Consider the following 24,927-nt stretch of genomic DNA (forward strand, 5'->3'; position numbering starts at 1 on the left):
ATAATGAGACAGAAAATTGTTGCCGGAAACTGGAAAATGAATAACGATTTAAAAGAATCGTTAAAATTGTTCTCGGAAGTTGCCAATATGGTTACTGATGAGGCTAACAATGATGCAGTTGTGATTGTATCAGCTCCGTTTACCAATATTTATGCACTTGATCAGTGGAGAAGCGGATCAAATATTCATGATAAAATTAAACTTGCCGGGCAAAATTGCTGCTGGGAAGAATCAGGTGCTTATACAGGTGAAGTATCTGCTAAAATGTTAAAATCAATTGGTGCCGAATATGTGATTTTGGGTCACTCTGAGCGTCGCCAGTATTTTGCTGAAAGCAATGCGCAATTAGCTAAAAAGGTTGATTTAGCATTAAAGCATGAATTAACTCCAATATTTTGTGTAGGTGAAACCTTGCAGGAACGTGAAGAGGGAATTCATTTCGACGTTATTAAAGCTCAATTAAAAGAAGGTTTGTATCATTTAATTAAAAGTGTATTTAAAACGGTTGTTATTGCTTATGAACCGGTTTGGGCTATTGGAACAGGCTTAACGGCAACTCCTGAACAGGCTCAGGAAGTACACGCTTATATCCGTCAGTTAATTGCAGAAGGTTATGATGATGAAACTGCTCAAAGCGTAAGTATCTTATATGGTGGAAGCTGTAATCCTTCAAATGCTGCAACATTGTTCTCTCAAACCGATATTGACGGCGGTTTAATTGGAGGAGCCTCATTAAAATCGAGGGACTTTACCGATATTATCAAGACATTTAATTCATAATTAATTATATAATTAAATCACTGGTTCTGACTTAAAACAACAAGTTGGAACCAGTGATTTTATTTTTGTTTATATCAGCAAGATGAATATCTTGTGAGCAATTAAACTTTGACCTCAAAATTTAAATGATGCTCTCCATATCCATGAACTACTTCGAACTAGTTTTCTCGGTTAACGATCCTGAAGGGTTTGTTAAAGATTTGTTAATAGCCGAATTGTCAGAAATAGCGTTCGACACATTCGAAGACACCGATAAAGGATTTAAGGCTTATATTCCGGCCAATAAATTTGACGAAACTGTTTTAAAAGATCAATTGGCCCATTATGCCGAGCAATTCCAGTTTTCGTACAAGATAAATGAAATTGAACACAAGAACTGGAACGAAGTGTGGGAAAGCAACTTCGAACCGGTATCGGTAGGTGATAAGCTCCACATCAGAGCAACTTTCCATCCATCTAAATCTGAAGAGTTTCCTTTAGAAATTGTTATCGACCCTAAAATGGCTTTTGGTACAGGCCACCACGAAACCACGTATTTAATGTCGGAGTTTTTACTTCAAACCGAAGTAGAAGGTAAGAAGGTGCTTGATATGGGTTGTGGCTCAGGTATATTGGCTATTCTGGCTTCTAAGTTAGGAGCCGAAGAGCTACTGGCTGTTGATATTGATCCGGTTTGTGTGTCGAGCACTGTTGAAAATGCTCAGCTAAATGAAACCGATAATATTACTGCTGAGCAGGGAGATATTGATGAGGTTAACGATTCTGGATTTGAACTGATCCTGGCAAATATTAACCGCAATATTCTGATCAAGCACATGGCCCGTTATGCCGAAATGCTGCAAGATGAAGGTGAACTGATCATGAGTGGTTTTTACGAAACCCCTGATTTGGCCATTATCCAGGAAGAAGCGGCGAAATATGACCTTAAATACATAAGTCATTATACCCGAAATAACTGGGTTGCAGCTAAGTTTGTGAAATAGGTTTTTTCCTTATATTTTATTTATTGACAAACAGAACTTGCAAGGGATCGTTGCTTGTATTTCTTCTCTTGCTTTTGTATAAATAAATCCGAATTTCGCTCGCATAAATTACAATTCCGGCAAAAACATGAACGTACATTTTATTTCAATAGGAGGGAGTGCTATGCACAACCTTGCCATTGCATTACATAAAAAAGGATACAAAGTTACGGGGACAGACGATGAGGTTTTTGAACCTTCAAAATCTCGATTGGCAAGCCATGGGTTGCTTCCAGAAAATATGGGCTGGCAACCTGATTTAATTACTTCGGAACTGGACGCGGTAATCTTGGGCATGCATGCGCGTGCTGATAATCCGGAGTTGATTAAAGCAAAAGAACTGGGACTTAAAATCTATTCCTATCCCGAATACATTTACGAGCAGTCAAAAGATAAAACACGTGTGGTTATTGGTGGTAGTCATGGTAAAACAACCATAACAGCCATGATCCTGCATGTTTTACATCAGTGTAATATAGATTGTGATTACCTGGTAGGAGCACAGTTAGCGGGCTTTGATACAATGGTGCGTATTACAGAAGCTGCTCCGATAATTATTATCGAAGGAGATGAATACTTGTCGTCACCTATTGATCGTCGTCCTAAGTTTCATTTGTATAAGGCCAATTTGGCTATTTTAAGTGGTATTGCCTGGGATCATATCAACGTTTTCCCAACTTTTGAGAATTACGTAGAGCAGTTCAAAATATTTTTAGATACCATTCAGCCTGGTGGATATTTAGCCTATTGCGAATTGGATAGTGAGCTGAAGAAATTGGTAGAAAACTATCCAAATGCGAATTTTGAAAAGGTAGGTTATGGCCTGCCTTCTTATGAAGTTGTTAACGGGCTTACTTCTTTAAATACGGATGAAGGGAAAATAGCGATTGAAGTTTTCGGGGAACATAACCTGATGAACTTAAACGGTGCCCGTTTGATTTGTAATAAACTGGGCGTAAGCAATGCGGATTTCTATCAGGCAATTTCGAGTTTTAAAGGTGCAGCAAAACGCTTAGAGTTGGTTGCTAAAAACAACGAAACAGCGGTTTATAAAGATTTTGCGCATTCACCATCAAAATTAAAAGCAACAACAGCAGCCATGAAGGCACAGTTTACTGATCGTAAACTTATTGCGGCAATGGAACTTCATACATTCAGCAGTTTGAATAAATCGTTTTTGCAAGAGTATGATGGAGCAATGGCTGCTGCTGATGTAGCCTTAGTCTACTTTAATCATCATACTATTGAACATAAAAAACTGGAACCTATTACCGAAGAACAAGTAAAAGATGCCTTTAATTCTGCTAATGTGCAGGTTTTTACTAATTCACAAAAGCTTGAAGAGTACTTACTGGCACAAAACTGGGCAAATACCAATTTGTTGTTGATGAGTTCAGGCAATTTTGATGGTATTGATTTTAAAGAGTTGGCTGATAAAGTGCTTAGCTAATTTGTTGATGATAGTATATAATGCCTTATAATTAACAGTTTATTATAAGGCATTATCTGGAATAACCAACTTTACCACATCTCTATTTCTCTTTGGTGAGCTATAAATTAAAAAGGCTGATTTCTTTACCAAAAATCTATTTGACACTTTAGGCTGGCTCGTTATCTTTGAGAGATATATTTTTCTGATGCAAGAACGTACTAATCGTTTTAGAAACGAAACCAATGAACCTCAGGCTGAGAAAATTAGCCAAAAACCAAAGATCAAGTATCCTCCAAAACAAGAGGAGGAAAAGAAGCCATTTTTTAGTTTACCTGAGGTTAATCCGAAGCTGATTAAAATAACTGGATTGTTTATGCTGATTATGTCAGTATACTTTCTGGTAGCTTTTACTTCGTATGTTTTGACATGGGGAGAGGATCAGAGCGTAGTAATGAAAATGTCGTGGAGTAAAATTTTTGCTCCTCAGGAAAATCCGGTGGAAAACTGGATGGGGTTATGGGGTGCCATGATAGCCCATCAGTTCATCTATAAATGGTTTGGCGTTGCATCTTTTGTTTTTGTCTTTGTGTTTTTTGTAGTTGGATATCGGTTGCTGTTTAAAGTTGCGGTGTTTCCAATTATCAGATCGTTAGCCTACGCGTTCTTCTTCCTGGTATTTCTTTCTTTATTTGCCGGTTATATTAATAGTTTTTTCAACCCAATGCCTCATTTTCTTGAAGGGGTTTTTGGATATCAGTTGAACGTTTGGTTAGGGGCTACCTTGGGCAAAACAGGTATTCTTGGAGTGCTGATTTTTGCAGCGTTGGTGTTTGTAATTATCGCCTTCAATCCTGATTTTTCACCGAAAAAGAAACCAGTTCTTGCTCCGGAAGCAGAACCAATCAGAAAAAATAAATTCGATGATTTAATGCAGGAGGAAGAAATCGATTTTACTCCTCGTCGTGAGTATTCTTCAACTAATGGGCCGATAAAACCAAATTTGGCTTATTTGGAAGAGGAGCTTACTCCTGAAGTTAAAACTATTGAATTCGCCACTAATAACGCTATTGAATTTGAGTCTGAACCGGTTGTTAATGAACCTGTTGAAATAGAGCTTCCTCCAATTCAAAGGCCTGAAGCTCCAGTTGAAGTTCCTGTTGATTCTGTGGAGGATGACTTGGAGTTTAGTGTTGAGCATACCGAAGAAGAAAAGTTAGCGCAAGATTTAGTAAGCCAACACGGTGAATTCGATCCTACTTTAGATCTGGCCTCTTATAAGTATCCTACCATTGAATTATTAGATAATCACGGATCCAATAAAATTCATGTTGATCAGCAAGAACTAGAGGCTAATAAAAACAAAATTGTAGATACGCTAGGTCATTATGGAATTGAGATCGATAAGATCAAAGCCACCATTGGTCCAACGGTAACTTTATATGAGATCATTCCGGCTCCCGGAGTTCGTATTTCAAAAATTAAAAACCTTGAAGACGATATTGCTTTAAGCTTGGCCGCTTTAGGTATTCGTATCATTGCGCCTATTCCAGGCAAAGGAACCATTGGTATTGAAGTGCCAAATCAACATCCTGAACTGGTTGCAATGCGTTCGGTTATGGCTACTGAAAAGTTCCAGGCATCAAATATGGATCTGCCGGTAGCTTTAGGAAAAACCATTTCAAACGAGGTGTTTATTGCCGATTTGGCAAAAATGCCTCACTTATTGATGGCCGGGGCAACAGGGCAGGGTAAATCAGTGGGTATCAACGCGCTGATTTCTTCACTGTTATATAAGAAACATCCTTCTCAATTAAAATTCGTTTTTGTAGACCCTAAAAAGGTTGAGTTAACGCTTTATAAAAAGATCGAGCGCCATTTCCTTGCTAAACTGCCAGGAGAAGGTGATGCGATTATTACCGATACGAAGAAAGTGGTAAATACGCTTAATTCGCTCTGTATTGAGATGGATAATCGATATGAGCTGCTTAAAGATGCCGGTGTTCGTAACCTAAAGGAATACAATCAGAAGTTTGTTTCAAGAAGATTAAATCCAGAAAACGGCCATCGTTATTTGCCATACATCGTTTTGGTTATTGATGAGTTTGCTGATTTGATCATGACGGCAGGTAAAGAAGTGGAAACTCCGATAGCCCGTTTGGCGCAATTAGCCCGTGCTATTGGTATTCACCTTGTTATTGCCACTCAACGTCCATCTGTAAACGTTATTACAGGTATTATAAAGGCCAATTTTCCGGCTCGTTTAGCATTTAGAGTAACTGCAAAAATCGATTCGCGGACTATTTTAGATGCAGGTGGGGCAGATCAGTTGATTGGTCGTGGTGATATGTTGTTTTCTACAGGCGCTGATTTAATTCGCTTGCAATGTGCGTTTCTTGATACTCCCGAGGTTGAAAAGATTTGTGAATACATTGGCTCACAACGTGGTTACACCAGTGCATACGAATTACCTGAGTATGTGGGTGAAGATGGTGAAGGCTCAGTTAAAGACTTTGATCCAAGTGATCGTGATGCATTGTTTGAAGATGCCGCACGTTTGGTGGTAATTCATCAACAAGGGTCAACCTCATTAATCCAACGTAAATTAAAATTGGGCTATAACCGTGCTGGTCGAATTATTGATCAATTAGAGGCTGCTGGAATTGTTGGTCCGTTTGAGGGTAGCAAGGCTAGAGAGGTGCTATATCCCGACGAATATTCTTTAGAACAATACCTCAATAATTTAAACGGAAAATAACAAGAATAGTTAAATTTGCAGTCCGTTTTAAACGGCACGACTTGTGATAAGTCTATATATCGATAGAATAAATTAAATAATGAAAAAGACATTCTTTACTTCAGCTTTGGCGATGATTATTTCGGTAGCCGCGTTCGCTCAATCGCCAGCTGAAAAACAAGCAAAAGACATTTTAACTGGTGTAAGTGCTAAATACCGCTCTTTCGATGGCATTAAAACTGATTTTTCATACACACTTGAAAATCCTTCAGAAAAAATCAATGAAACTCAGAATGGTACCTTGTACATCAAACAAAAAACCAATAAGTACAAAGTAATTTTGGGTGGAACAGAACTGTTCAGTGATGGTAAGCTTTCGTATACCTACTTAAAAGATTCGAAAGAGATGCAAATCAATAACCTGGAGAAAAATGGAGAGGGCCTAAACCCTGCTCAAATTTTTACCATTTATGAGAAAGGTTTTAAATACATTTTAAAAGGTGAAAAGAAAGAGGGTGCCAATATGCTTCAATTGATAGATCTGGTTCCTTTGGCTTCTAAGCAGTTTTCTAAAATTGAGCTTTCGGTTGATAAAAAACTTAAGCAGTTAAAGCAAATTAAGATTTTTGATAAAAACGGAAATCGCTACACGTATAAAGTAAAAACATTTGTACAAAATCCGAAAGTTGACGATTCATTCTTTGCTTTCGATAAGAAAAAATATCCGGGGGTAGATGTTGTTGATTTGCGATAATCGTAAATTGTAAATAACACGATATTTGATCCCAAATGCTATTTTAGCATTTGGGATTGTTTTTGTTTATAAGTAGTGGGCGGTGAATAGCTTGTTCACTTGATTTTGAATTCTTTTATCTTGACACTGTTTCATGCTAAGTATAACTAATCATACACTCGAAAAACTGGAAACCTTGTTGCGTGACCTCGAATATAAGGTGCGTTACGAGAAAGGAAATTTTAAATCGGGTGCGTGCTTACTACAGTCAACTAAAGTGGTGGTTGTTAATAAGTTTATCACTCTTGAGCAGAAGATCAATGCGTTGGTAGAAATTGTAAAGCAGGTGAAAGCGGATGAAAGTTTGCTTGATGACAAACAAAAGGTTTTTTATCTGAGTCTTAAACAAATTAAATTGGAATTGGATTAAGTAGATGGGTGTTGTTTGTTTCGAGTTAGATGTTTGCGGATAGAGATATATTACACCTGGCTCATAACCGAAATTTGAACGAATGAAAATAACTTTTCTCGGAACCGGAACATCGCAGGGGGTACCTGTAATTGCATGTGATTGTTCTGTATGTACCTCTACGGACAAGTATGATAAACGCTTGCGTTCTTCCGTTTTAATTGAATGGAATGATACTACTGTGGTTATAGATTGCGGTCCTGATTTTCGTTACCAAATGTTACGGGCAGGGGTTAGGAAACTGGATGCTATTGTTTTTACCCACGAACATAAAGATCACATAGCGGGTTTAGATGATGTTAGGGCATTCAATTTTAAACATAATAGGGAAATGGATGTGTTTGCTGCTCCAAGAGTTCAGGAAGCCGTGATCAGGGAGTTTGCCTATGTTTTCGCTTCTATTAAGTATCCGGGTATTCCTAAAGTTAATTTGGTAGAAATAGGAAATAAGCCTTTCAATGTTCACGGTCTTGAATTTATACCTATTGAGGTGATGCATTATAAACTACCAGTTTTTGGATTCAGAATAGGCGATTTTTCATATATAACCGATATGAAAACCATTAAGGAAGAGGAAAAGGATAAATTAAAAGGCTCAAAAGTTTTAGTGTTGAATGCATTACAGCGTGATAGTCATGTGTCGCATTTAACTTTGGATGAAGCCATTGAATTGGCAAAAGAGATCAATGCTGAACAAACCTATTTCACTCATATCAGTCATCGATTAGGTAAGCATGTTGATGTAGAAAATGAATTACCGGCAGGAATTGATCTTGCCTATGATGGCCTAGTGCTTTCGCTCTAAATTTGCCCTACTCTAAATGTGGTCCTCGTTGATATGATTCATCAGAAGTTGGTTCCATAACAGCATTAAATGAGTCGAGCTGTTGGTTTATTAATTTATAAAACTGCTTAACTCTACGGGTATAGTCGGTGCTTCGTTTGTTCTTCAAATAGTTTGAATAATCCTCTTCAATGTTGATCATGGCTGCTGAATTAGAGGTGTATTGCGATTTCTCATATAGCTTTCCTCCAAAACGATCAATTTTATAAGCATAAGCATTTTCATAAAGATCAATATGGATTTTATATTCAATAATCACCGTGTTCAGATTGTATAGATCCATTTGACTGAATTCCAAAAAGCCTTTAGCCTCTATCAGGCTATCAGTACGGTTAGTCTCACTAAAGGTTTTATTTTGAGCAGGGAAGGTCTTCAATATCCAATGCTTTGCACGTGCAAACAAGGTGTCTTTTGAAACTCCATTTACAAACACCGTATCTGAATACACCACCTTTTGATGCTGCATTGGAAGCTCCAGTTGTTGGGAATGGGCCTTTGGCGATGAAATGAAATAAAATGAACATAAAAGTAAAGAGAACAATAAGCGTGTTTTCATTTTTATTGTCTTAGTTTTTTAAATACCATTGGTCCCGAGTTACCTTGTTCATCTTTATATATTCCTCTTAGCGTATTTCCATCAGTACTGAGCTCTAAAATATGTTCGCCGGAAAGGGCCCATCCCGGAATGGCTTTGGTCACCTTAACTTTGTAATCTATTTTATTGCCTGTTATGCTTCCTTCGCCAATCTCAACCATCGGAGTTCCTTTAAACTCCAAATAATGAGCCACTTTTATTTTGTTTCCCTCTTGCGAGAAAATTGCATAACAATGTTTGAAATTACTTGAATTTGAATCAGCCCAAAGTCCGGTGATATTGGTAGTAGGAGAAGTTGGATTGGTAAATGCCACTACCGAAAATAATCCACCCAAAAACAAGAGTGGAAAAAGGACTTTAATGAACTTCATATTTCGAACGTTGAAGCTCCTAAAATAGAAATTCTTTAAAGAAATTTAAAAGAGTAGTTTTATACTCAACCTTGTGTTAAAAAGCATACTGAATCTTCTAATGCTTCAACCGAATGCATGATTTCAACCGGTATATCGGTGTAGTCATATCTCGAAAGTTCTAAGTTCTTGTCGTTTTCTTTATAAACAACTTTCCCGTTAACCACCGTTAATCGGCTGGGCAGATGTGCCTTGTGTTCTTTTAGAATCATTCCTTTTTTAAATGTGACCACCAAGACCCTGAAATTTTCACCGGCATGCAGGGCGCCTGCCATAGGGTGAGTGGATGATTCGAGTTTGTGAAGCAAATCTTTAATAATCATAGTCTTAAGTATGAATATCTGCTTCAAGATACAAACAAATAACTTAAGAATGATTCTATAAAAGGGTGAAAAAAATTGTGAAAAAATTCTTAATTTGTAAGAAAAAATGTAACTTGTTTAGGTTCTCAAATTGAAAGTCATATGGAAAGAAAGCCAAAAAGTAATGCTCCAGCTCATTATAAAACTCCTGATGAAGAAGCAATTTCTATGGTAGCCGAAGAATTGGTGGCTTATGAAATTAATGCTGAAGATTTACTGAAAACCATTCATGAGAAAATCCATGATAAAGGCTACTATGTTTTAAGGCTTTCGCAGGATGGTTTACCAATTGAACGACTTTTTGATTTGATAAGAATTGCCGGCTTAACTCAAAAGGAAACAGAGCACATTTTTGATTCTTCTTTTAGAACTTTTAATCTTTATCGTAAAGAGCAAAAGCAATTAAATGTTTCTGATTCTGAACGGCTTTTAAAGCTTATTGATTTATGGGGAAACGGCTTTGATACTTTTGGCAGCTATGAAAAGTTTAATAAATGGATGCGTCAGCCATCTTATGGTTTATACGGAGAAATTCCACTTACCATTTTAAATGCCATTTCAGGTATTGATGAAGTTAATAAAGAACTTAACCGTATTAAAACCGGCGATTTTTAATATTCATATCTATCTTCATTTTTAATGAACATTTACCGAATTAGTCGAAGTCCGGTTATAAATGATACTAGTGGAGAAGGTCGGTGGAACATAGTTGGCTCTTATGTTAAATATGCTTCTGAGAGCAGAGCTTTAGCTTGCATGGAAAACCTTGTTCATATGGGTGGAATTCTTCCGAGTGCCAACTATTATTTGCTTACCATTGAGTTGCCGGAAAATTATTCATGTAAAGAATTGAAGGAAGGTCAGCTTCCCAATAACTGGCGTAATAATCCTTATTATACTCGAAGATTAGGAAATGATTGGTATGAAGCCAACGAATCGCTTATTTTAAAGGTACCTTCATGTGGTATGCCTGAAGAATATAACTTTCTTATAAATGCTAAGCATGAACAATTTCAACAGGTAGCTTTTAAAACTATACCATTTGCTTTTGATTTCAGGGTATTTTGATCCATCTCATCAGAAGATACTCACTTCTATTTTCTTATAAAAAAAGGCCCCTCCTGAAAACAGGAGAGACCCAACTAACCACTTAAACTAAAGAAAACTATTAATGAATAACTAAATCATCCTCGTATGTATGCTTATGAAGTTGATTTTTCGTGTCTTCCTCTTCATATAACTGCTCAATGATGTGATTATTGCCTTTGTTGGCTCCAATTTTAGTCAAGAACATATCAATGATCTTATAAACCACCGGAACCACAATTAAGGTTAAGAACATAGAGCTGATCAAACCACCGATAATTACCCAAGCTAAACCATTTTTAATGGCAGCAGTACCACCCGTTGCTAAAGCTAACGGAAGCATACCAATCACCATGGCGATGGTAGTCATCAGAATTGGACGTAAACGTGCATTGTTGGCATCAATAAGAGCCTGATCGGTTGATTTACCTTCGGCTTTGGCCTGATTAGCAAAGTCGACGATAAGGATCGCGTTTTTCGCCACCAAACCAATTAACATAATAATACCCATGATCGAGAAAATGTTCAGCGTGTTATTGGTCAATGCAAGTGCTAAAAGTGCACCGATCAATGCCAAGGGAATAGAGAACATCACCACAAAAGGATAAACATAACTATCATACAAGGCAACCATGATCAGGTAAACCATCACAATAGAAATCAATAAGGCAATTCCTAAAGTACTGAATGAGTCACCCTGGTTTTCTGCATCACCACCCATGATAAAGGTTACACCCGTTGGCTTAGCCATTTTATCAAGTTTTGCTTTTAACTCGGCGATAATTGTTCCTGACGGACGACCTACTACCTGTCCCTGAACAGAAACAGAAGTACTTTTATCACGACGTTCTAAACGACTTGGGCCAGAAGCTTCGGCAATTGAAGCAAACTGCGATAGTTTTACAGGTTGCTGTTTATTATTCACAAAAGTGATGTTGGCAACATCCTCAATGCTCTTACGGTTAAAGTCGTCAAAGCGAACATTGATATCGTATTCATATTCACCCTGGCTAAATTTAGCATCTGTATTACCGCTGAAAGCCATTTGCATGGTAGCACCAACAGCATCCATTGATAATCCAAGTGAGGCCATTTTATCACGGTCTACCTGTACGTTAATCTCAGGGTTTCCTTCTTCAACCGAAAGCTTAATGTCTTTAGAACCCTTAATATTCTTCAGTTCAGCCATGGATGTTTTAGCAAAAGCCATAACGCTGTCTAGATCGGCACCCATAACCACCACTTCAACAGGAGCACGGTTCGCAGTACCCAATAATCCAACAGGAGTAGTTTTTACTTTTACACCCTGGAGCTCAGCTAAAAGTTCGTTTTTAAGTTTGGCTGCGTAAATATCAGATGGATCTTTACGTTCCTTGGCATCAACCAACATTACAGTAATTTCTGATTTATATGCGGTTGCCTGGGTTACCCCAAAACCATCTTCACTGCTTTGGCCTACCGTTGTGATCATCGACATTACTTCTTTTTTAGAAGCAATCAATTGCTCTGCCTTTGCAGTAACTTTATTCATTTGCTCAACAGAAGCATCTTTAGGTAGCTCCAATTGAACAATAAACTGACCACGGTCGCCCTGAGCGATGAACTCACCTCCGATATAGCCTTTGCTCACCAGCATAAATGAACCGATCAATAAGGCAATGGCCACACCAATAGTTCTGCGTTTATGATTTAAGGCCCACTCTAAGATACTGGTTACCCAAGCGGTAAACGTATTCAATTGATCCTCGAACCAAAGAATAAAACGTCCAAATGCAGTCTTTTTAGTTAAATGTTCCAGCTTACCGAAACGTGACGAAAGTAATGGAATAACCGTAAATGAAGTAAATAAGCTCAGCATGGTGGCAATCATTACTACCACACAAAACTCACGCAAGATCTTCGATACTAATTCATTGGTTAATGAAATAGGTAAGAACACCACCACAATTACAAGTGTGATAGAGGTAACCGTAAACCCGATTTCCTTTACACCTTCAAAAGCAGCTTTAACACGGTTTTTACCCATTTCCATATGGCGATAGATATTCTCCAACACTACAATGGCATCATCTACGAGGATACCCACTACAAGTGATAGACCCATTAACGACATGAGGTTCAATGAGAAACCCATCATCTTCATACCAATGAAAGTTGCAACTAATGATGCTGGAATTGAGATCATTACGATCAGCGCGTTACGAATGCTATGTAAGAACAACAGCATTACCGCAGCTACCAGTACAATGGCCAGAATTAAATCGTGAATAACCGAATCAGCAGCTTCCAACGTAAAGTCGGATGTATCATTGGCTATTTTGATCTTCAGGTTATCTTTTGCGTAATCTTTTTCAATTTGGGCAATTGCTTTCTTTACACCTTTACTAACGTTTACGGCGTTGGCATCTGTTTGCTTTTGAATTTGAATTGCAATGGCACCTTGACGATCAACACGGGCCAGTTTGTCGGCATCTTTTTGAGCATCCTGAACATCGGCAATATCGCTTAAACGAACCTGAGCGCCATCCGGTGAGTTATAAACCACCATATTACGCAGCTGATCAACCGTTTTAAATTTACCAGCCAGACGGATCAATACCTGGTTATCAGTGTTTTTGATCTTACCTGTAGGGAAATCAAGGTTTGCTCCTTTAATAGCCTGGGTTACTTGTAAAATTGAAAGGTTATAGGCTTTCAAACGGTCAGCGTTAATGCTTACCTGAATTTCGCGAGCCTGACCACCAATAAGGTTTACCTGGGCAACCCCTTGAATACGCGATAAAGCCGGTTGAATGCGCTTGTCCATCAAATCGTAAAGCTCAGCACCATCCATTTTAGCTGTTGCTGCTAGTGTCATGATAGGCAAATCATCCAGGGAGAACTTGTTCAAACCCGGAGTCTTGGCATCATCAGGTAATTTAGATAGAATGGCGTTTACCTTACGTTGTGCTTCTTGTAAGCCAATATCAGCATTGGCATTACTGGTCAATTCAACGGTAACAATAGATACACCTTCTACCGAACGAGAGGTGATCTTCTTAATATTTTCCATAGATGCTACCGCATCTTCAATTTTTTTGGTAACCGTATTTTCTACCTCATTAGGAGATGCTCCCGGATAAACAGTAGAAATGGTTAGTGTAGGCGAGGAGAACTTAGGCAACAATTCGTAGTTTAACGAAAAGTAGCTAAGCAAACCCATTAGGGCGAGTACGGTAAAGATTACCACCACTAAGGTTGGCCTTTTTATGGATACTTCTGTAATTTTCATCTAAAAATTAGATTTGAGATATGAGATATCTGATATAAGATATCAACAACTCGTGCTTGTTTTTTAATATGTTGTATCTGCGACAAACTCCCATGTGCTTGTCATCTTAAGAGATGCAACATTCCTGGATTTTAACCACTTTTGGGTTATGCTACGATAGCTAGCAGGATTCTGTTGCATGATAACAAGTTTATAGTCGGAGTAGGACTTGATTCTTATTCTTTATTTTTGCACCTCTACTTTGGTTCCTTCGTTTAGGTTAATCTGTCCGCTTGTAATTACGGTTTCACCTTCGTTTAAACCATTTTCTACTACCACTTTGTCGCCCATAATTTGTCCGGCAACAACTTTACGCAGTTTGGCAACACCATTTTCCTCAACAAATACCTGATTGCTGTTTACACCACCAACAAATGCACCACGAGGAATAAGAATGCCGGGTGTTGATTGTAACCCGCTGAAGTTTGCTGTGCCATACATCCCAGCTTTAATTTGTTGATCTTTTAAGTTGGTTACTTCAATCTCAACAGGGTAGTTCAAGGTGTTATCACCTTTAGCCGCAATGAATGTGATCTTTCCAGTGTAATTAGCTCCTGCAAACACTTTACATTCAACATTCACGTTAGCATTTAATTTTAAGTTCACCACTTGTGTTTCAGGAACGGTTACATTCAATTTTAAAGTTGATACGTCTACGATGTCGAACAATTTGGTTCCAGGAGAAAGGTATGAGCCTAGCTCAACGTATTTTTTATTGATAACTCCAGAAATTGGCGCTTTAATTTGGGTATCAGTCATTTTACGACGAGCAGTTACCATACGACTTTCGGCCTGTCTGATCTGGAAGTTCACATCATCTACTTGTTTTTGAGTTACACCACCGCTTTGAAGTGCGCTTTCGTAACGCTCACGGTCTTTTCTTAACTGATCTAAAGTAGTTTGAGCAGCCTGAACATCAGCATTTAAGATCTCACCGTCAATACGAGCAATCACTTGGCCTTTGCTAACGAAGCTTCCTTCGTCAACCAATAATGAGGTGATACGACCAGAGTTTTCAGATACAAATGATAATTCGCGAACTGGAGCAAAAGTGCCGTTAGCCACAAAATTGCGTGCAAATACGGTCTTAGTTACTTTTTCGGCCTGCACCGGAATTACTGCTGCTCCTTGTTGAACAATGGCAGTTTTTTCCTCGTTCGACTTTTTATTTGAGTTTAGCTTCCAGCTAATCAACGCAAATGCTGCAATAATAACAGCTCCGTATATGAAGTATTTCTTGTTCATTATATTCTTAGTTTAAAAGCGTTCTTAAATTTCCGTTTGATTTAATTAGTTCTATTTCAGCTATTTTGTAGTTGAGTAATGCTTGTGAGTAATTATTTTGAGCTTCTGTTAATGATACTTCTGCTGCTAATAAATCGGTTAAATCAGCCAAACCCAGGTTGTAATTATTTTGACTCGATTTATAAACCTCTTCTGCTAAAGCCACATTCTCTTTTTGAGAAGCAATGGTGTTAATACTGTTTTTTAACTGAATTTTAGAATTTTCGTAAGCCATGTTTAACGAAAGCTTAGTGTATTCTTTTGATTTGTCTAATTGCTTAATGCTCACATTGGTTTGATTTACTTTTGAGCGGCGGGCGAAACCATCGAAAATTGGAATACGAACCTTAAGGCCAACAGAAGACATGTCGAACCAGTTAGCACTACCACCTGATTTATAAAGATCAAATTCATTGCTCATACCATTGTATGAGTAGTTGGCAAACAATGATACTGTAGGATAGTATTCTGAAATATTAGCTTTCTTCTGAAGCTGCAATAATTCACTTTGCTTATCCAATAACTTGTACTCTGTGCGATTGTTAATGTTAAACTGATCAAGGGCCAAAGTCGCAGCCGATTGGCTTTCAATGGTTTTTAAATCGAGTTTAGGTAATGCAATTGTTTGCTCAATAGGCATTCCCATTGCATATTTCAATTGATTGGTTTGTAAAGTAATGGTATTAGTAAGTTCTACCCGTTGCGTGTTTAAGTTGGTTAGGTTTACCTTAATTCGATCGAGATCAACCTTTTTTGCCAAACCGTTTTGATATTGTGCGGTAGTAGTTTTTACCAATTGTTCAACACGTTTAATATTTGCATCAACAACATCTATTTTTTGCTGAGCCACCAAAACAGCATAGTAAAGTTTAGAAACACTTTGCAGCACTTCTTCTTCGCTCATTGCAGTACTCAAACGATAATAATCTTCACTTTTCTTAGCGGCTTTCAAGCCAGTGAACACCTGTTGGTTGAATAATTGTTGATTTAACTCAACACCTGCATTAGCATTGTAGGTGGTGCCGGCTTCAACTGCCATTACAGATCCTGGTTTGCCGATGATCTCACCAGGCAGCACCATTTGTTGCTTGATCACGTTATCGGTAAAGCTCGCATTAGCGTTAATCTGTGGAAGTGCCTGCGCTCTGATCTCATCAGTCTTGTAGCGGCCGCTTTCTTCATTTAGTTTGGTTGAAGCCAATTTTTGGTTATTGGCTAAAGCATAACTTAAGCAGTCTTTAAGACTTAGCTCAGCGTTTTGAGCATTTGCCTTAATGGTTAAAATGCTTAGGGTAAGCAGTAATATTCCTGTTAATCGTTTCATTTATTTATTATGCTTCTTTGATATAGTGTTCTATTAATTCACGTCCTTCGATGGTTGCAATGCCCAGCATAAAATGCTCGGTGTGTACCAGTGCTACTTCTCTTAATTTTTTTTGCTTTAAAACGCTGTTCTCTGGGTCAAACAAGGCATCAATTTCCAACAGCCTTAATTCGGTCATGATTTCCCGATTAATATCATCTTTGAACCAGCCCTCTTTAATTCCTCGTTCTATGTTGTCACGTATCGTGTTTTTAAGAATATAGTTTCTGAAGAACGTGGCTTCCTTCCAGCATTCGGGATGATATTTTTTGATATCGTATGTAAAGCTTGGGTTAATGGCTAGTGCCAACTGCTCAATATATTTCAGTGCGATATAGTTTTCTTCAACAGCATCATTCGCCTCAACCTTACACTTATCTAATGCGCTTTGATAATTCACCAAAATCTGACTCATTAACTGATTTACAATTGATGATTTATCCTTGTATTGCTCATAAATGGTACGTTTTGATATCCCGGCTTTCGCTGAAATATCATCCATACTAATACTCTTTACTCCATAAGCAGTAAAAAGCTTTTCGGCTGTTTGTATAATTTTCTCTTTTACCATGGTTAGGGCTTAGTTGGAGTTTTTATGCGCATTAACAAAAAGCTCGGTTAGTAATCGCGACTTTCTGTTTATTTCTTTTAAAAGAGCTTCATCGAGTATTTGCGAGCAGGTTCCCGGAGTGATGAAGCTAAATCGAATACCTTTCAGTAAATCGATATATAAATCAGCTTGTTCTTCGGGATTAGTTACCTTAAGCTCGCCGGTTTGGTTTGCTCGCTCTAAAAGAGCTGCAACGAATTTTTTTTCACGTTTAATTGCTGTGGCCGCAATTTCATCCAATGAGTTTTTGTTCCCTTCCAAAAAGTTTCTGTTCAATCCCATGTTGTAAAAAAACTTCATGAAAAAATCATGGCGAACTGCGATAAGGTTGAAGAGCGCCTTTTCAACCGTTTTGGAATGATTGGCCTCACATTCAATCTCGAGGAAGTAAGTGTTCAGGATTTTTTCCAGAACTGCTTTCAATAAACTTGCTTTATCAGGGAAATAGTAATAGATCAGCGCTTTCGATAAGCGCAAGTCATCCGCTATTTCATTCATTGTTGTTTTCGAAGGGCCAAAATGAGCAAAGCGTTTCAGCGCTGCATCAACAATCAGCTCTTGCTTATCATCATGTACTTCAATTTGACTCATTTACTTTCTGACTTTTTGAAATTATAAGTCAAAAATACAACAAGGAAACTTTATCTTCCAAAAATGTTTCCATTTGTAACGAAGTATTTACTGTTTGACTATTTAGGTTGAAAAGTCAAATGAGGTTAGATTTTAGATTGAAGATCTAATTGAAGTACAAATTAAGAAGTACAAAGTACAAAGGAAGGTTAGATTTTGGATTTTAGGTTGAAGTACAAAGTGGGATGTACAAAGTACAAAGGAAGGTTAGATTTAGGATTGAAGATTTTAGAATTAAGATTTTAGATTGAAGTACAAATTAAGAAGTACAAAGTACAAAGTACAAAGGGAGGTTAGATTTTGGAATTTAGGAGGAAGTACAAATTTTAGTAGGAAGTACAAGGACCCGCTCTGAAGTAATTTATTAATAAGGTTGAAATGAAAAAGTTGCACGTCGCGAACTTTTGGCAAGCCTGTTAGGCACAGTATTTCTATTTAGAGTTATTAAGTTCTTCGTCCAAGAAACCAAATGTTAAATACCTATTTCTTGATGCACTGTATAATCTTTCTGCAGTTTCAAGCGCGTCATCAAGTGAGTCAAAGGTCTGAATTTCCTTTCCATATAAATCATCCGGTTCAATATAGGAAAAATTATAAATACTCTCTATTTCATTACTATCATCAAAAACTTCATGAACAATCAATTTGAATTCGTCTTTGTCTCTATCAATTGAGATCCATCGAAAGCCTGAGTATTCTGGAAATTCAATTCTTCCAATAAATTGCTCAATTGTCTTGTCAGGACGTAAGTAAGAACTTAATTGACTTTCTAATAAGTATTTCATGTTTCTTTCTATGTGGTTGCCACTAAGTTGTACTAGCCGTAATAGAGCCGCGGAAATCTAAAATCGTACTTCTAAAATCTAACTTCATTCGGCTTTTAGTCCTCTGATGATCAAGTCGGAAAGAAGTTCTTGTTTTTCGAGGATAGTATTGAACAATTCATCATCAGGTTGAGGTGAATTATTGTATTCAAGTACTACAAAGCGGATTCCTAGTAAGGCATCAAAGATGAGAGCTTCGGTTTTCTCCGGATTGTCAATTTTAAACTCACCAGATTGGATTCCCTGGGATAAAATATTGGTTAAAAATGATTTTTCTTTGGCTCTGATAGCTGAAAACGAATTTTGCTTTTGAGCAAAACTTTCGCGGTTATAGCTTTTATTGAATTCAAGTAGGATGTAGTATTTTTTGATGAACTCGTGTCGTTTTCGTAAATAAAGACTTAATGCTTCGGCACTAGAGGCCGATTGCTCAATTTCATGTTTTATTTCTTCAGCGTGTGCTTCAAACAGCTGATTGATAACGGCTGAGTATAGGGCGTTTTTATCGGGGAAATAATAGTATAACAAAGCTTTCGACATGGCGAGATCGTCGGCAATTTCGTTCATAGTGGTTTTTGACAACCCGTAATGTGCAAAACGTTTTAAGGCAACTTCAAGTATACGATCTCTTTTCTTGTCGTGGTTTTCCATTTAAAGCTTTTGTAAATATGTTTTCCGGCTCGAAGATAGGATTCTTAGTTCATAGCTCATAGCAATTAGCCAATAGCTAGAAGCTAATAGGCTATTTTAAAATCTTCAATATTTTATCGGTTGATTTTAGTCCATGGCCGGTAAATAATGAAACTACCAGCTCTGTTGGTTGTTCGGCAAGGTATTTTCTCAAACCGGCAATGGTAGCTGCGGATGTTGGTTCGATGTAATAACCCATTTTTCCACAGTAGAGCAAAGCGTTTTCGATTTCATCTTCCGTTACTGAATAGAATTTTCCTTTGGTCTCTCGCACCATTTTTAACAACTGATTGCCCCTTACCGGAGTAGCAATAGCTATTCCTTCGGCTAAGGTATGTTCGGTTGGCACTTCATTGTAAGTATTCAAACTCTTATCAAATGCTTGCGAAAGGGGAGGACAGGCTTCAGCCTGTATAGCGATGATTTTAGGAAGTTTATTAATAATTCCAGCCTTTAGTAAATCATTGAACCCAATATAGCAGCCAATTAAAAGGGTCCCATTTCCGGCGGGTACCACAACCGCATCAGGGGCTGTCCAACCCAATTGTTCGCAAACTTCGTAAGCAAAGGTTTTGGTTCCCTGGTAAAAGAACGGGTTATAGCAATGGCTGGCATAAAAAGTGGAGTCAGCGGCCTTAAAGGCAGCTGCAGCTGTATCTTCTCTGCTGCCGGGTACACGTTCAATTTCGGCCCCATACATACGCATTTGAGCTATTTTGGCTTCAGCAGTATCGGCAGGGAGATAAATTCGGCAATCAACATTGGCTTTTGCAGCATAAGCAGCTATAGCGCAGCCTGCATTTCCAGAAGAATCTTGAATTACCTTTTTGATACCCAATTCTTTAACAAAACTCATTAATACGGTAGCACCACGGTCTTTGTAAGAGCCGGTGCTGAAAAGTTGTTCTTGTTTAATGTAGGCTTGTTTACCGTCAAAATCAATGGGTAATAGAGGCGTGAAACCTTCTTCAAAACTGACAATTGAATTTTCGTTGGTAATAGGTAAAGCTTCCAGATAGCGCCATAAATTCGGTTTTCGATCCTTAATTTTTTCCAGATCAAACTTTGCTTCAAACTCCAAATCCAATAAATGGCCAGCATTACTACGCCAACGCGGAATGTTAACAGGATATTTTTTGCCGGTTACAGAACAGATAAATTGAAGCATGGAATAAAGTTAGATTTTAGAGTTATGAATTACGAATTGTTGGTTAGAATTTCAGTTAGTATTGTTGTGATTTCTTCATGCTTATTAAAAACCATAAAATGACCTCCTTTTTTAATCGTAAAGTCGGCTGAAGCAGATTGATAAGGTAAAATTAAATCACTTGTTCCATGAATATGAATGATATCTTTTGATGGACTTTCATGCTGCCAGGTCAATACTTTATCAATGGCCCAACGCATAAAGTTAGTGCTTGTATCGCTTAAAATATCTTTGAACAGTTGCCGCTCTTCTAAAGATTGTAAACCGAATAATTTAAATGAAAACCAATTTGCCGATTTTAACATCGGAGTAGGGATGATTTTGTGCAATCTAAGTTTACCTGCAAATCTTAAAAGCAAAGGTAGTTCAGTATGCGTTTTAATACTTGAAATGAGAACTGCTTTTTGAGGATTGATGATTTTTAAAAGCTCCGTTAAAATAATTCCGCCAAATGACAATCCCACTAAATTAAAAGGCTGATTTTGGTCAATCTGACTGCTTAAACGTTTCGCATAATCAGCGATCGATTCTCGTTCTAACGGTTCAATCCAATTAATATGCTTGATTTGAAAATGAGCAGGGAAAGATAAATTGCTGAAAACTCTTTTGTCGGCACCTAGACCACTAATGAAATAAACATTCACGGTTTAAGGCAAAATTAAATCGCTGCAATAGCCTCAATTTCTACCTTATAACCAAAATGCAAAGCCGGAACAGGTACAATACTGCGTGCTGGTTTGTTTTCAGGTCCAAAAAACTCTGCATAAGCAGCATTTACTGCGGGCCAGTCATTTACATCCGAAATGTAAACAGTCGTTTTTACAATTTTTTCTTTGCTGCTTCCTCCAGCTTCGGCAATAGCTAAAACCCTTTCCAAGGCGATTTTTACCTGTTCTGCCAATGGTGTTTCGGATGGAAAGCCGGTTGGTAATTGACCAGAAATAAAAACGAACTGGTTTGCTGCTACACCTTGGTTGTAATGGCCACCAGGAGTGGGAACATCTGAAGAAAAAATAGGTATCATAAGATTAGTTTAATTGGAATCTATAAAAACGTCATCGCCTCCTTAGGCACAAAAGCGCTAACGTCGCCATTGTTTCTTAAAATATCACGAACAATGGTTGAACTAATCGCCGAATATTCAGGCTTGCTTAAAATGAAAATGGTTTCTATTTCAGGTTTCATGACTGCGTTAATTTGGGCGATAGCACGCTCATATTCAAAGTCGGCAACCGAACGTATACCTCTGATCATATACTGAGCGTCTAACTCCTTGCAAAAATCAACAGTTAGTCCTTGGTAGGTTCTAATTTCAATTTTCGGATCACCATTAAAAACGGCATGTAGAATTTCCTGACGCTTTTCGGGAGATAAAAATGTGGGTTTCGAACTGTTTAAACCAATGCCAATAACCACCTTGTCGAATAAAGGCATTGCTCGTTTAACAATATCGAGATGCGCAATGGTAATTGGATCAAAAGAGCCTGGAAATAAAGCTATTTTCATTGTATGTTGATTATTCGATGTTTAAGAATTCTCCTGATTTGTTTCAGATATTTCAAAAAAGCTAAAAGTCGATTGCCCGTATTTCCTGTTCCATGAAAAATTGGGTTGATTATCCAAATTTATCTGTGAAGCATGTTCTATTACCAAAAGTCCATCCGCTTTTAATAAGTTTTTTTCGAAAACTTTTGCGGCAATTCGTTCCGGGTTGGGCATATCATACGGTGGATCGGCAAAGATCAAATCGTATTGAACATTTTCTAAGTCTAAATATTTAAATACATCCGCTTTATAAGTTTTTATGGCAGAAAGCTGATGCTGGGCCGCTGTACGTTTAATGTATTCAACGCAGCCAGGGAATTTATCAACTGAAGTTACCGAAGGACAACCTCTTGAAGCCAGTTCAAACGATATATTTCCGGTACCGGCAAAAAGATCCAGTGCATTAATTTCATCGAAATTAAAACGGTTGAACAAAATATTAAAAAGCGACTCTTTCGAAATGTCGGTGGTTGGGCGAACCGGAAGATTTTTAGGTGCCTGCAACCGAATACCCTTTAGTTTGCCGCTAATTATGCGCATAATTCGATATTAAGCAATGAATAAAAACGGTGCTGCGGAATTTGCGTCATCGACTTGCTGAAATACAAGTCTTTTGAAAGCTCACCAAAGTTAACACGGCGAAAATGCTCATGTATCAGATTGTAAGTTTCATCACCAGGACGAATCGCCCCTAATAAAAACACGTGCAAATCTTTAGGATCAATTCCTAAGGTATTGCAAACATAAAGTGGGAAATAAATGAACTCCTCCACTGATTTATATTCAAAACGATTATAAAGCTGCAGTTTGCCATTATCGAAAACGGCTAGCTGAATACAGTTTTTAACAACATGTATATATAAAAGTTGTTTTTCAGTGTGATTGCTTTGTCGGATCAAGCCTTCCAGCAATGGGGTTCCTTCAAAATAAATCAATGCTCCTACAAAATACTTATTGATCGTTTGCTGAATCTGCTCATTAAGTGTAAAGATTTGTTTTGCATTTAGCGAGACGATGTCATTGGTCATTACCCGCCCTTCCATTTTGCTGAAATTCAATGAAGCATAGTCGTTAAGATTTCTCTGCTCAAAATATTCATTGGGTATAATGGTATGCTCATTTGAAGGTACAATAACCCTGATTTTTGCAAAAGGCAGTTTTAATAATTGATCGTTACTGATTTCCTGGTCATAAGTAAATGGTTTCAGGTTTTCATGATTCGCCAAGACCACATAACGTTCATTAATCGGATCATAGATACAATAATTTAACCCTGTTTCTGTAAACTTTACAGTCAGATGGTATTTGGAACTTAGTTTAACTTTAAACGATTTATCTACTATTTTAAATTGCTGAAGGTTCTGCTGCATATTTTTAGGGCAATTCTGACAAAAGTACAATTAAAGTACAAAGTAAGAAGGACAAAGTGGAAAGTGCAAAGGACAATGTATGATTTCGGATTTAAGATTTTAGATTGAAAGTACATCTACAATCTTACATCTAAAATCGTACATCATTAAATCGTCCTTCTAAAATTATACTTCTACCTTCGTACTCTAATAAAACCATTAATGCTCGATTCAGCTATTTTAGAAAAAGTATTTCCTCATCAACCAACTTTTCAACAACAGGAGTTATTCAGGGACCTTGACGAGTTTCTACGCAGACGTAGCAATAATTCAGTGTTTATTGTAAAGGGATATGCAGGAACCGGGAAAACGACGGTGGTTAGCGCCTTGGTAAAACTACTACCTATGTATAAGCTGAAATCGGTTTTACTGGCTCCAACAGGTCGTGCTGCCAAAGTAATTAGTTCATATGCTGGTAAGGAAGCATTTACCATTCATAAAAAGATCTACCGTAAACGTGATGCAACCAGTCCTGTTTCGGGCTTTGCCAGAGGGATAAATCCACATACTGATACCATTTTTATAGTTGACGAGGCTTCGATGATCTCCAACCAACAAATGGATGGTCCTGATCTTTATGGTCAAAACCTACTTACCGACTTATTAGAATATGTTTTTAATCAAAAGAACTGCAAGCTTATTCTGGTAGGGGATACCGCTCAGCTTCCGCCTGTGGGTTTAAACCACAGTCCAGCTTTAGATAAGGAATATTTGCAGCAGCAATATGACTTAGAGATCAAAGATGTTGAGCTTACCGAGGTGCTTCGTCAGCAACAACAATCTGGAATTTTAGAGAATGCCACCCGAATTCGGGAGTTGATAAGAGATGAAATCGAAACCTTTCCGCAGATAGTTACCAAAGGCTATACTGACACCTATAGAATGACAGGAGAGCGTATGGTGGAAGGACTTAATTACGCTTATGATAAGTATGGCATTGAGGATTCACTGATTATTACCCGTTCAAATAAGGGCGCCAATTTATTTAATCAACAAATAAGAGGAAGAATACTTTTCAGAGAAGAAGAGATTTCTACCGGTGATTACCTGATGGTGGTTAAGAACAATTATTTCTGGCTACCGGATGAATCTAACCATGCTTTTATAGCCAATGGAGATATTGCCCGAATTAGAAGGATTAAAGGGACCTCCGAGTTATACGGTTTCCGATTTGCCGAAGTAACGCTAGAATTTCCTGATTATCCCGATGAGCCAGAGCTTACCTGCAAAATTTTATTGGATACACTAACATCTGAAACACCCAATTTGAATTATAATGACAGTAAACGCTTGTATGAGGCCGTAAGTGAGGATTATAAGCATATAACCAACAAACGCGATAGATCTCAAAAGCTCAAGGAAGATCCGTATTACAACGCCTTACAAGTAAAATTTGCTTACGCTGTAACTTGTCATAAAGCACAAGGCGGGCAATGGAAAGCGGTTTTTGTTGATCAGGGTTATTTAACGGAGGAAATGGTCAATACAGATTTCTTAAGATGGTTATATACAGCAGTCAGCCGGTCGACACAGGAATTATTTTTTGTAAATTTTAGCGATCAGTTTTTTGAGTAAAGGTTAATAAACT

26 protein-coding genes are annotated in these 24,927 nt (G+C 37.7%); 10 read left to right on the forward strand and 16 right to left on the reverse strand.

Features of this window, described 5'->3' with window-relative positions:
* Positions 1 to 3 precede the first annotated feature (3 nt).
* The 7 genes from tpiA (at position 4) to NF867_RS14770 (ending at position 7,975) form a co-directional block, all read left to right on the forward strand.
* Positions 4 to 780: a triose-phosphate isomerase gene (gene tpiA / locus NF867_RS14740; protein ID WP_252589041.1), complete on the forward strand. Its 777-nt coding sequence runs from the start codon at positions 4 to 6 to the stop codon at positions 778 to 780.
* Between the two features lie 125 nt (positions 781 to 905).
* Complete coding sequence (gene prmA, locus NF867_RS14745; RefSeq protein WP_252589044.1) at positions 906 to 1,763, forward strand: 50S ribosomal protein L11 methyltransferase; 858 nt, start codon at positions 906 to 908, stop codon at positions 1,761 to 1,763.
* A gap of 127 nt (positions 1,764 to 1,890) precedes the next feature.
* Entirely contained in the window at positions 1,891 to 3,252 is a 1,362-nt protein-coding gene (locus NF867_RS14750; protein ID WP_252589047.1) for a UDP-N-acetylmuramate--L-alanine ligase, read from the forward strand.
* Between the two features lie 187 nt (positions 3,253 to 3,439).
* Positions 3,440 to 5,989, forward strand: coding sequence for an FtsK/SpoIIIE family DNA translocase (locus NF867_RS14755; RefSeq protein ID WP_252589050.1), 2,550 nt, complete (start codon positions 3,440 to 3,442; stop codon positions 5,987 to 5,989).
* 79 nt (positions 5,990 to 6,068) lie between these two features.
* The gene (lolA1, locus tag NF867_RS14760; RefSeq protein WP_252589053.1) at positions 6,069 to 6,722 is read left to right on the forward strand and encodes an outer membrane lipoprotein periplasmic chaperone LolA1; all 654 of its coding nucleotides are present in this window, start codon (positions 6,069 to 6,071) and stop codon (positions 6,720 to 6,722) included.
* A 133-nt stretch (positions 6,723 to 6,855) separates the two neighbouring features.
* Complete coding sequence (locus NF867_RS14765) at positions 6,856 to 7,131, forward strand: hypothetical protein (RefSeq protein WP_252589056.1); 276 nt, start codon at positions 6,856 to 6,858, stop codon at positions 7,129 to 7,131.
* Between the two features lie 82 nt (positions 7,132 to 7,213).
* Positions 7,214 to 7,975: an MBL fold metallo-hydrolase gene (locus NF867_RS14770; protein ID WP_252589059.1), complete on the forward strand. Its 762-nt coding sequence runs from the start codon at positions 7,214 to 7,216 to the stop codon at positions 7,973 to 7,975.
* Between the two features lie 7 nt (positions 7,976 to 7,982).
* Here NF867_RS14770 and NF867_RS14775 read toward each other — a convergent pair whose 3' ends face one another.
* From NF867_RS14775 to NF867_RS14785, 3 genes are all read right to left on the reverse strand, one after another.
* A complete protein-coding gene (locus NF867_RS14775) occupies positions 7,983 to 8,570 on the reverse strand; it encodes a DUF4468 domain-containing protein (RefSeq protein WP_252589062.1) in 588 nt (195 codons plus the stop codon).
* Between the two features lie 2 nt (positions 8,571 to 8,572).
* On the reverse strand, positions 8,573 to 8,980 hold the full coding sequence (locus NF867_RS14780) for a hypothetical protein (RefSeq protein ID WP_252589064.1): 408 nt from the start codon (positions 8,978 to 8,980) through the stop codon (positions 8,573 to 8,575).
* A gap of 65 nt (positions 8,981 to 9,045) precedes the next feature.
* Positions 9,046 to 9,342, reverse strand: a complete 297-nt coding sequence (locus tag NF867_RS14785) for a cupin domain-containing protein (RefSeq protein ID WP_252589067.1) — start codon at positions 9,340 to 9,342, stop codon at positions 9,046 to 9,048.
* Positions 9,343 to 9,483: 141 nt separating this feature from the next.
* On the opposite strand from NF867_RS14785, the gene NF867_RS14790 reads away from it, so the two are divergent.
* Both NF867_RS14790 and NF867_RS14795 read left to right on the forward strand, forming a co-directional pair.
* Positions 9,484 to 9,996, forward strand: a complete 513-nt coding sequence (locus NF867_RS14790) for an antitoxin Xre/MbcA/ParS toxin-binding domain-containing protein (RefSeq protein ID WP_252589070.1) — start codon at positions 9,484 to 9,486, stop codon at positions 9,994 to 9,996.
* A gap of 24 nt (positions 9,997 to 10,020) precedes the next feature.
* Positions 10,021 to 10,449 (forward strand): RES family NAD+ phosphorylase, encoded by a 429-nt coding sequence (locus tag NF867_RS14795; RefSeq protein WP_252589073.1) that lies wholly within the window; start codon positions 10,021 to 10,023, stop codon positions 10,447 to 10,449.
* Positions 10,450 to 10,549: 100 nt separating this feature from the next.
* On the opposite strand, the gene NF867_RS14800 is transcribed toward NF867_RS14795, so the two are convergent.
* The 13 genes from NF867_RS14800 to NF867_RS14860 all read right to left on the reverse strand — a co-directional run bounded on the left by NF867_RS14800 (position 10,550) and on the right by NF867_RS14860 (position 23,300).
* A complete protein-coding gene (locus NF867_RS14800; protein ID WP_252589076.1) occupies positions 10,550 to 13,738 on the reverse strand; it encodes an efflux RND transporter permease subunit in 3,189 nt (1,062 codons plus the stop codon).
* A gap of 222 nt (positions 13,739 to 13,960) precedes the next feature.
* Positions 13,961 to 15,022, reverse strand: coding sequence for an efflux RND transporter periplasmic adaptor subunit (locus NF867_RS14805; protein WP_252589079.1), 1,062 nt, complete (start codon positions 15,020 to 15,022; stop codon positions 13,961 to 13,963).
* A 7-nt stretch (positions 15,023 to 15,029) separates the two neighbouring features.
* Complete coding sequence (locus NF867_RS14810; RefSeq protein ID WP_252589082.1) at positions 15,030 to 16,385, reverse strand: TolC family protein; 1,356 nt, start codon at positions 16,383 to 16,385, stop codon at positions 15,030 to 15,032.
* A 7-nt stretch (positions 16,386 to 16,392) separates the two neighbouring features.
* Positions 16,393 to 16,995: a TetR/AcrR family transcriptional regulator gene (locus NF867_RS14815; RefSeq protein ID WP_252589085.1), complete on the reverse strand. Its 603-nt coding sequence runs from the start codon at positions 16,993 to 16,995 to the stop codon at positions 16,393 to 16,395.
* Positions 16,996 to 17,004: 9 nt separating this feature from the next.
* Complete coding sequence (locus NF867_RS14820) at positions 17,005 to 17,625, reverse strand: TetR/AcrR family transcriptional regulator (RefSeq protein ID WP_252589089.1); 621 nt, start codon at positions 17,623 to 17,625, stop codon at positions 17,005 to 17,007.
* A gap of 470 nt (positions 17,626 to 18,095) precedes the next feature.
* Positions 18,096 to 18,449: a hypothetical protein gene (locus NF867_RS14825; protein ID WP_252589092.1), complete on the reverse strand. Its 354-nt coding sequence runs from the start codon at positions 18,447 to 18,449 to the stop codon at positions 18,096 to 18,098.
* Positions 18,450 to 18,533: 84 nt separating this feature from the next.
* Positions 18,534 to 19,139, reverse strand: coding sequence for a TetR/AcrR family transcriptional regulator (locus NF867_RS14830; protein ID WP_252589095.1), 606 nt, complete (start codon positions 19,137 to 19,139; stop codon positions 18,534 to 18,536).
* Positions 19,140 to 19,230: 91 nt separating this feature from the next.
* Complete coding sequence (locus tag NF867_RS14835; RefSeq protein ID WP_252589098.1) at positions 19,231 to 20,346, reverse strand: threonine synthase; 1,116 nt, start codon at positions 20,344 to 20,346, stop codon at positions 19,231 to 19,233.
* 29 nt (positions 20,347 to 20,375) lie between these two features.
* Positions 20,376 to 21,029 (reverse strand): alpha/beta hydrolase family protein, encoded by a 654-nt coding sequence (locus NF867_RS14840; RefSeq protein WP_252589101.1) that lies wholly within the window; start codon positions 21,027 to 21,029, stop codon positions 20,376 to 20,378.
* A 14-nt stretch (positions 21,030 to 21,043) separates the two neighbouring features.
* On the reverse strand, positions 21,044 to 21,409 hold the full coding sequence (locus tag NF867_RS14845; protein ID WP_252589103.1) for a RidA family protein: 366 nt from the start codon (positions 21,407 to 21,409) through the stop codon (positions 21,044 to 21,046).
* A 20-nt stretch (positions 21,410 to 21,429) separates the two neighbouring features.
* Positions 21,430 to 21,891, reverse strand: a complete 462-nt coding sequence (gene coaD, locus NF867_RS14850) for a pantetheine-phosphate adenylyltransferase (protein WP_252589106.1) — start codon at positions 21,889 to 21,891, stop codon at positions 21,430 to 21,432.
* 21 nt (positions 21,892 to 21,912) lie between these two features.
* Positions 21,913 to 22,470, reverse strand: coding sequence for an RsmD family RNA methyltransferase (locus tag NF867_RS14855; RefSeq protein WP_252589109.1), 558 nt, complete (start codon positions 22,468 to 22,470; stop codon positions 21,913 to 21,915).
* Positions 22,461 to 23,300: a DUF3822 family protein gene (locus tag NF867_RS14860; RefSeq protein WP_252589112.1), complete on the reverse strand. Its 840-nt coding sequence runs from the start codon at positions 23,298 to 23,300 to the stop codon at positions 22,461 to 22,463. The genes NF867_RS14855 and NF867_RS14860 overlap by 10 nt, the downstream gene beginning before the upstream one ends.
* A gap of 201 nt (positions 23,301 to 23,501) precedes the next feature.
* Here NF867_RS14860 and NF867_RS14865 point away from each other — a divergent pair, with 201 nt between their 5' ends.
* Positions 23,502 to 24,914: an ATP-dependent DNA helicase gene (locus NF867_RS14865; RefSeq protein WP_252589116.1), complete on the forward strand. Its 1,413-nt coding sequence runs from the start codon at positions 23,502 to 23,504 to the stop codon at positions 24,912 to 24,914.
* The last annotated feature ends 13 nt before the right edge of the window (positions 24,915 to 24,927 follow it).

The sequence above is a fragment of the Solitalea agri genome (assembly GCF_023914155.1).
In the GTDB taxonomy this organism is placed as follows: domain Bacteria; phylum Bacteroidota; class Bacteroidia; order Sphingobacteriales; family Sphingobacteriaceae; genus Solitalea; species Solitalea agri.

What these genes read in the sequence shown, in the direction of transcription:
- NF867_RS14860 (WP_252589112.1), bottom strand. Translation starts at nt 23,300, where the DNA reads ATGCAGCAGAACCTTCAGCAATTTAAAATAGTAGATAAATCGTTTAAA.
- NF867_RS14770 (WP_252589059.1), top strand. Translation starts at nt 7,214, where the DNA reads ATGAAAATAACTTTTCTCGGAACCGGAACATCGCAGGGGGTACCTGTA.
- NF867_RS14790 (WP_252589070.1), top strand. Translation starts at nt 9,484, where the DNA reads ATGGAAAGAAAGCCAAAAAGTAATGCTCCAGCTCATTATAAAACTCCT.
- lolA1 (WP_252589053.1), top strand. Translation starts at nt 6,069, where the DNA reads ATGAAAAAGACATTCTTTACTTCAGCTTTGGCGATGATTATTTCGGTA.
- NF867_RS14835 (WP_252589098.1), bottom strand. Translation starts at nt 20,346, where the DNA reads ATGCTTCAATTTATCTGTTCTGTAACCGGCAAAAAATATCCTGTTAAC.
- NF867_RS14750 (WP_252589047.1), top strand. Translation starts at nt 1,891, where the DNA reads ATGAACGTACATTTTATTTCAATAGGAGGGAGTGCTATGCACAACCTT.
- NF867_RS14855 (WP_252589109.1), bottom strand. Translation starts at nt 22,470, where the DNA reads ATGCGCATAATTAGCGGCAAACTAAAGGGTATTCGGTTGCAGGCACCT.
- NF867_RS14755 (WP_252589050.1), top strand. Translation starts at nt 3,440, where the DNA reads ATGCAAGAACGTACTAATCGTTTTAGAAACGAAACCAATGAACCTCAG.
- NF867_RS14845 (WP_252589103.1), bottom strand. Translation starts at nt 21,409, where the DNA reads ATGATACCTATTTTTTCTTCAGATGTTCCCACTCCTGGTGGCCATTAC.
- tpiA (WP_252589041.1), top strand. Translation starts at nt 4, where the DNA reads ATGAGACAGAAAATTGTTGCCGGAAACTGGAAAATGAATAACGATTTA.
- NF867_RS14815 (WP_252589085.1), bottom strand. Translation starts at nt 16,995, where the DNA reads ATGGTAAAAGAGAAAATTATACAAACAGCCGAAAAGCTTTTTACTGCT.
- NF867_RS14800 (WP_252589076.1), bottom strand. Translation starts at nt 13,738, where the DNA reads ATGAAAATTACAGAAGTATCCATAAAAAGGCCAACCTTAGTGGTGGTA.
- NF867_RS14805 (WP_252589079.1), bottom strand. Translation starts at nt 15,022, where the DNA reads ATGAACAAGAAATACTTCATATACGGAGCTGTTATTATTGCAGCATTT.
- NF867_RS14795 (WP_252589073.1), top strand. Translation starts at nt 10,021, where the DNA reads ATGAACATTTACCGAATTAGTCGAAGTCCGGTTATAAATGATACTAGT.
- NF867_RS14865 (WP_252589116.1), top strand. Translation starts at nt 23,502, where the DNA reads ATGCTCGATTCAGCTATTTTAGAAAAAGTATTTCCTCATCAACCAACT.
- NF867_RS14775 (WP_252589062.1), bottom strand. Translation starts at nt 8,570, where the DNA reads ATGAAAACACGCTTATTGTTCTCTTTACTTTTATGTTCATTTTATTTC.
- coaD (WP_252589106.1), bottom strand. Translation starts at nt 21,891, where the DNA reads ATGAAAATAGCTTTATTTCCAGGCTCTTTTGATCCAATTACCATTGCG.
- NF867_RS14785 (WP_252589067.1), bottom strand. Translation starts at nt 9,342, where the DNA reads ATGATTATTAAAGATTTGCTTCACAAACTCGAATCATCCACTCACCCT.
- NF867_RS14820 (WP_252589089.1), bottom strand. Translation starts at nt 17,625, where the DNA reads ATGAGTCAAATTGAAGTACATGATGATAAGCAAGAGCTGATTGTTGAT.
- NF867_RS14765 (WP_252589056.1), top strand. Translation starts at nt 6,856, where the DNA reads ATGCTAAGTATAACTAATCATACACTCGAAAAACTGGAAACCTTGTTG.
- NF867_RS14830 (WP_252589095.1), bottom strand. Translation starts at nt 19,139, where the DNA reads ATGGAAAACCACGACAAGAAAAGAGATCGTATACTTGAAGTTGCCTTA.
- NF867_RS14825 (WP_252589092.1), bottom strand. Translation starts at nt 18,449, where the DNA reads ATGAAATACTTATTAGAAAGTCAATTAAGTTCTTACTTACGTCCTGAC.
- NF867_RS14780 (WP_252589064.1), bottom strand. Translation starts at nt 8,980, where the DNA reads ATGAAGTTCATTAAAGTCCTTTTTCCACTCTTGTTTTTGGGTGGATTA.
- prmA (WP_252589044.1), top strand. Translation starts at nt 906, where the DNA reads ATGATGCTCTCCATATCCATGAACTACTTCGAACTAGTTTTCTCGGTT.
- NF867_RS14810 (WP_252589082.1), bottom strand. Translation starts at nt 16,385, where the DNA reads ATGAAACGATTAACAGGAATATTACTGCTTACCCTAAGCATTTTAACC.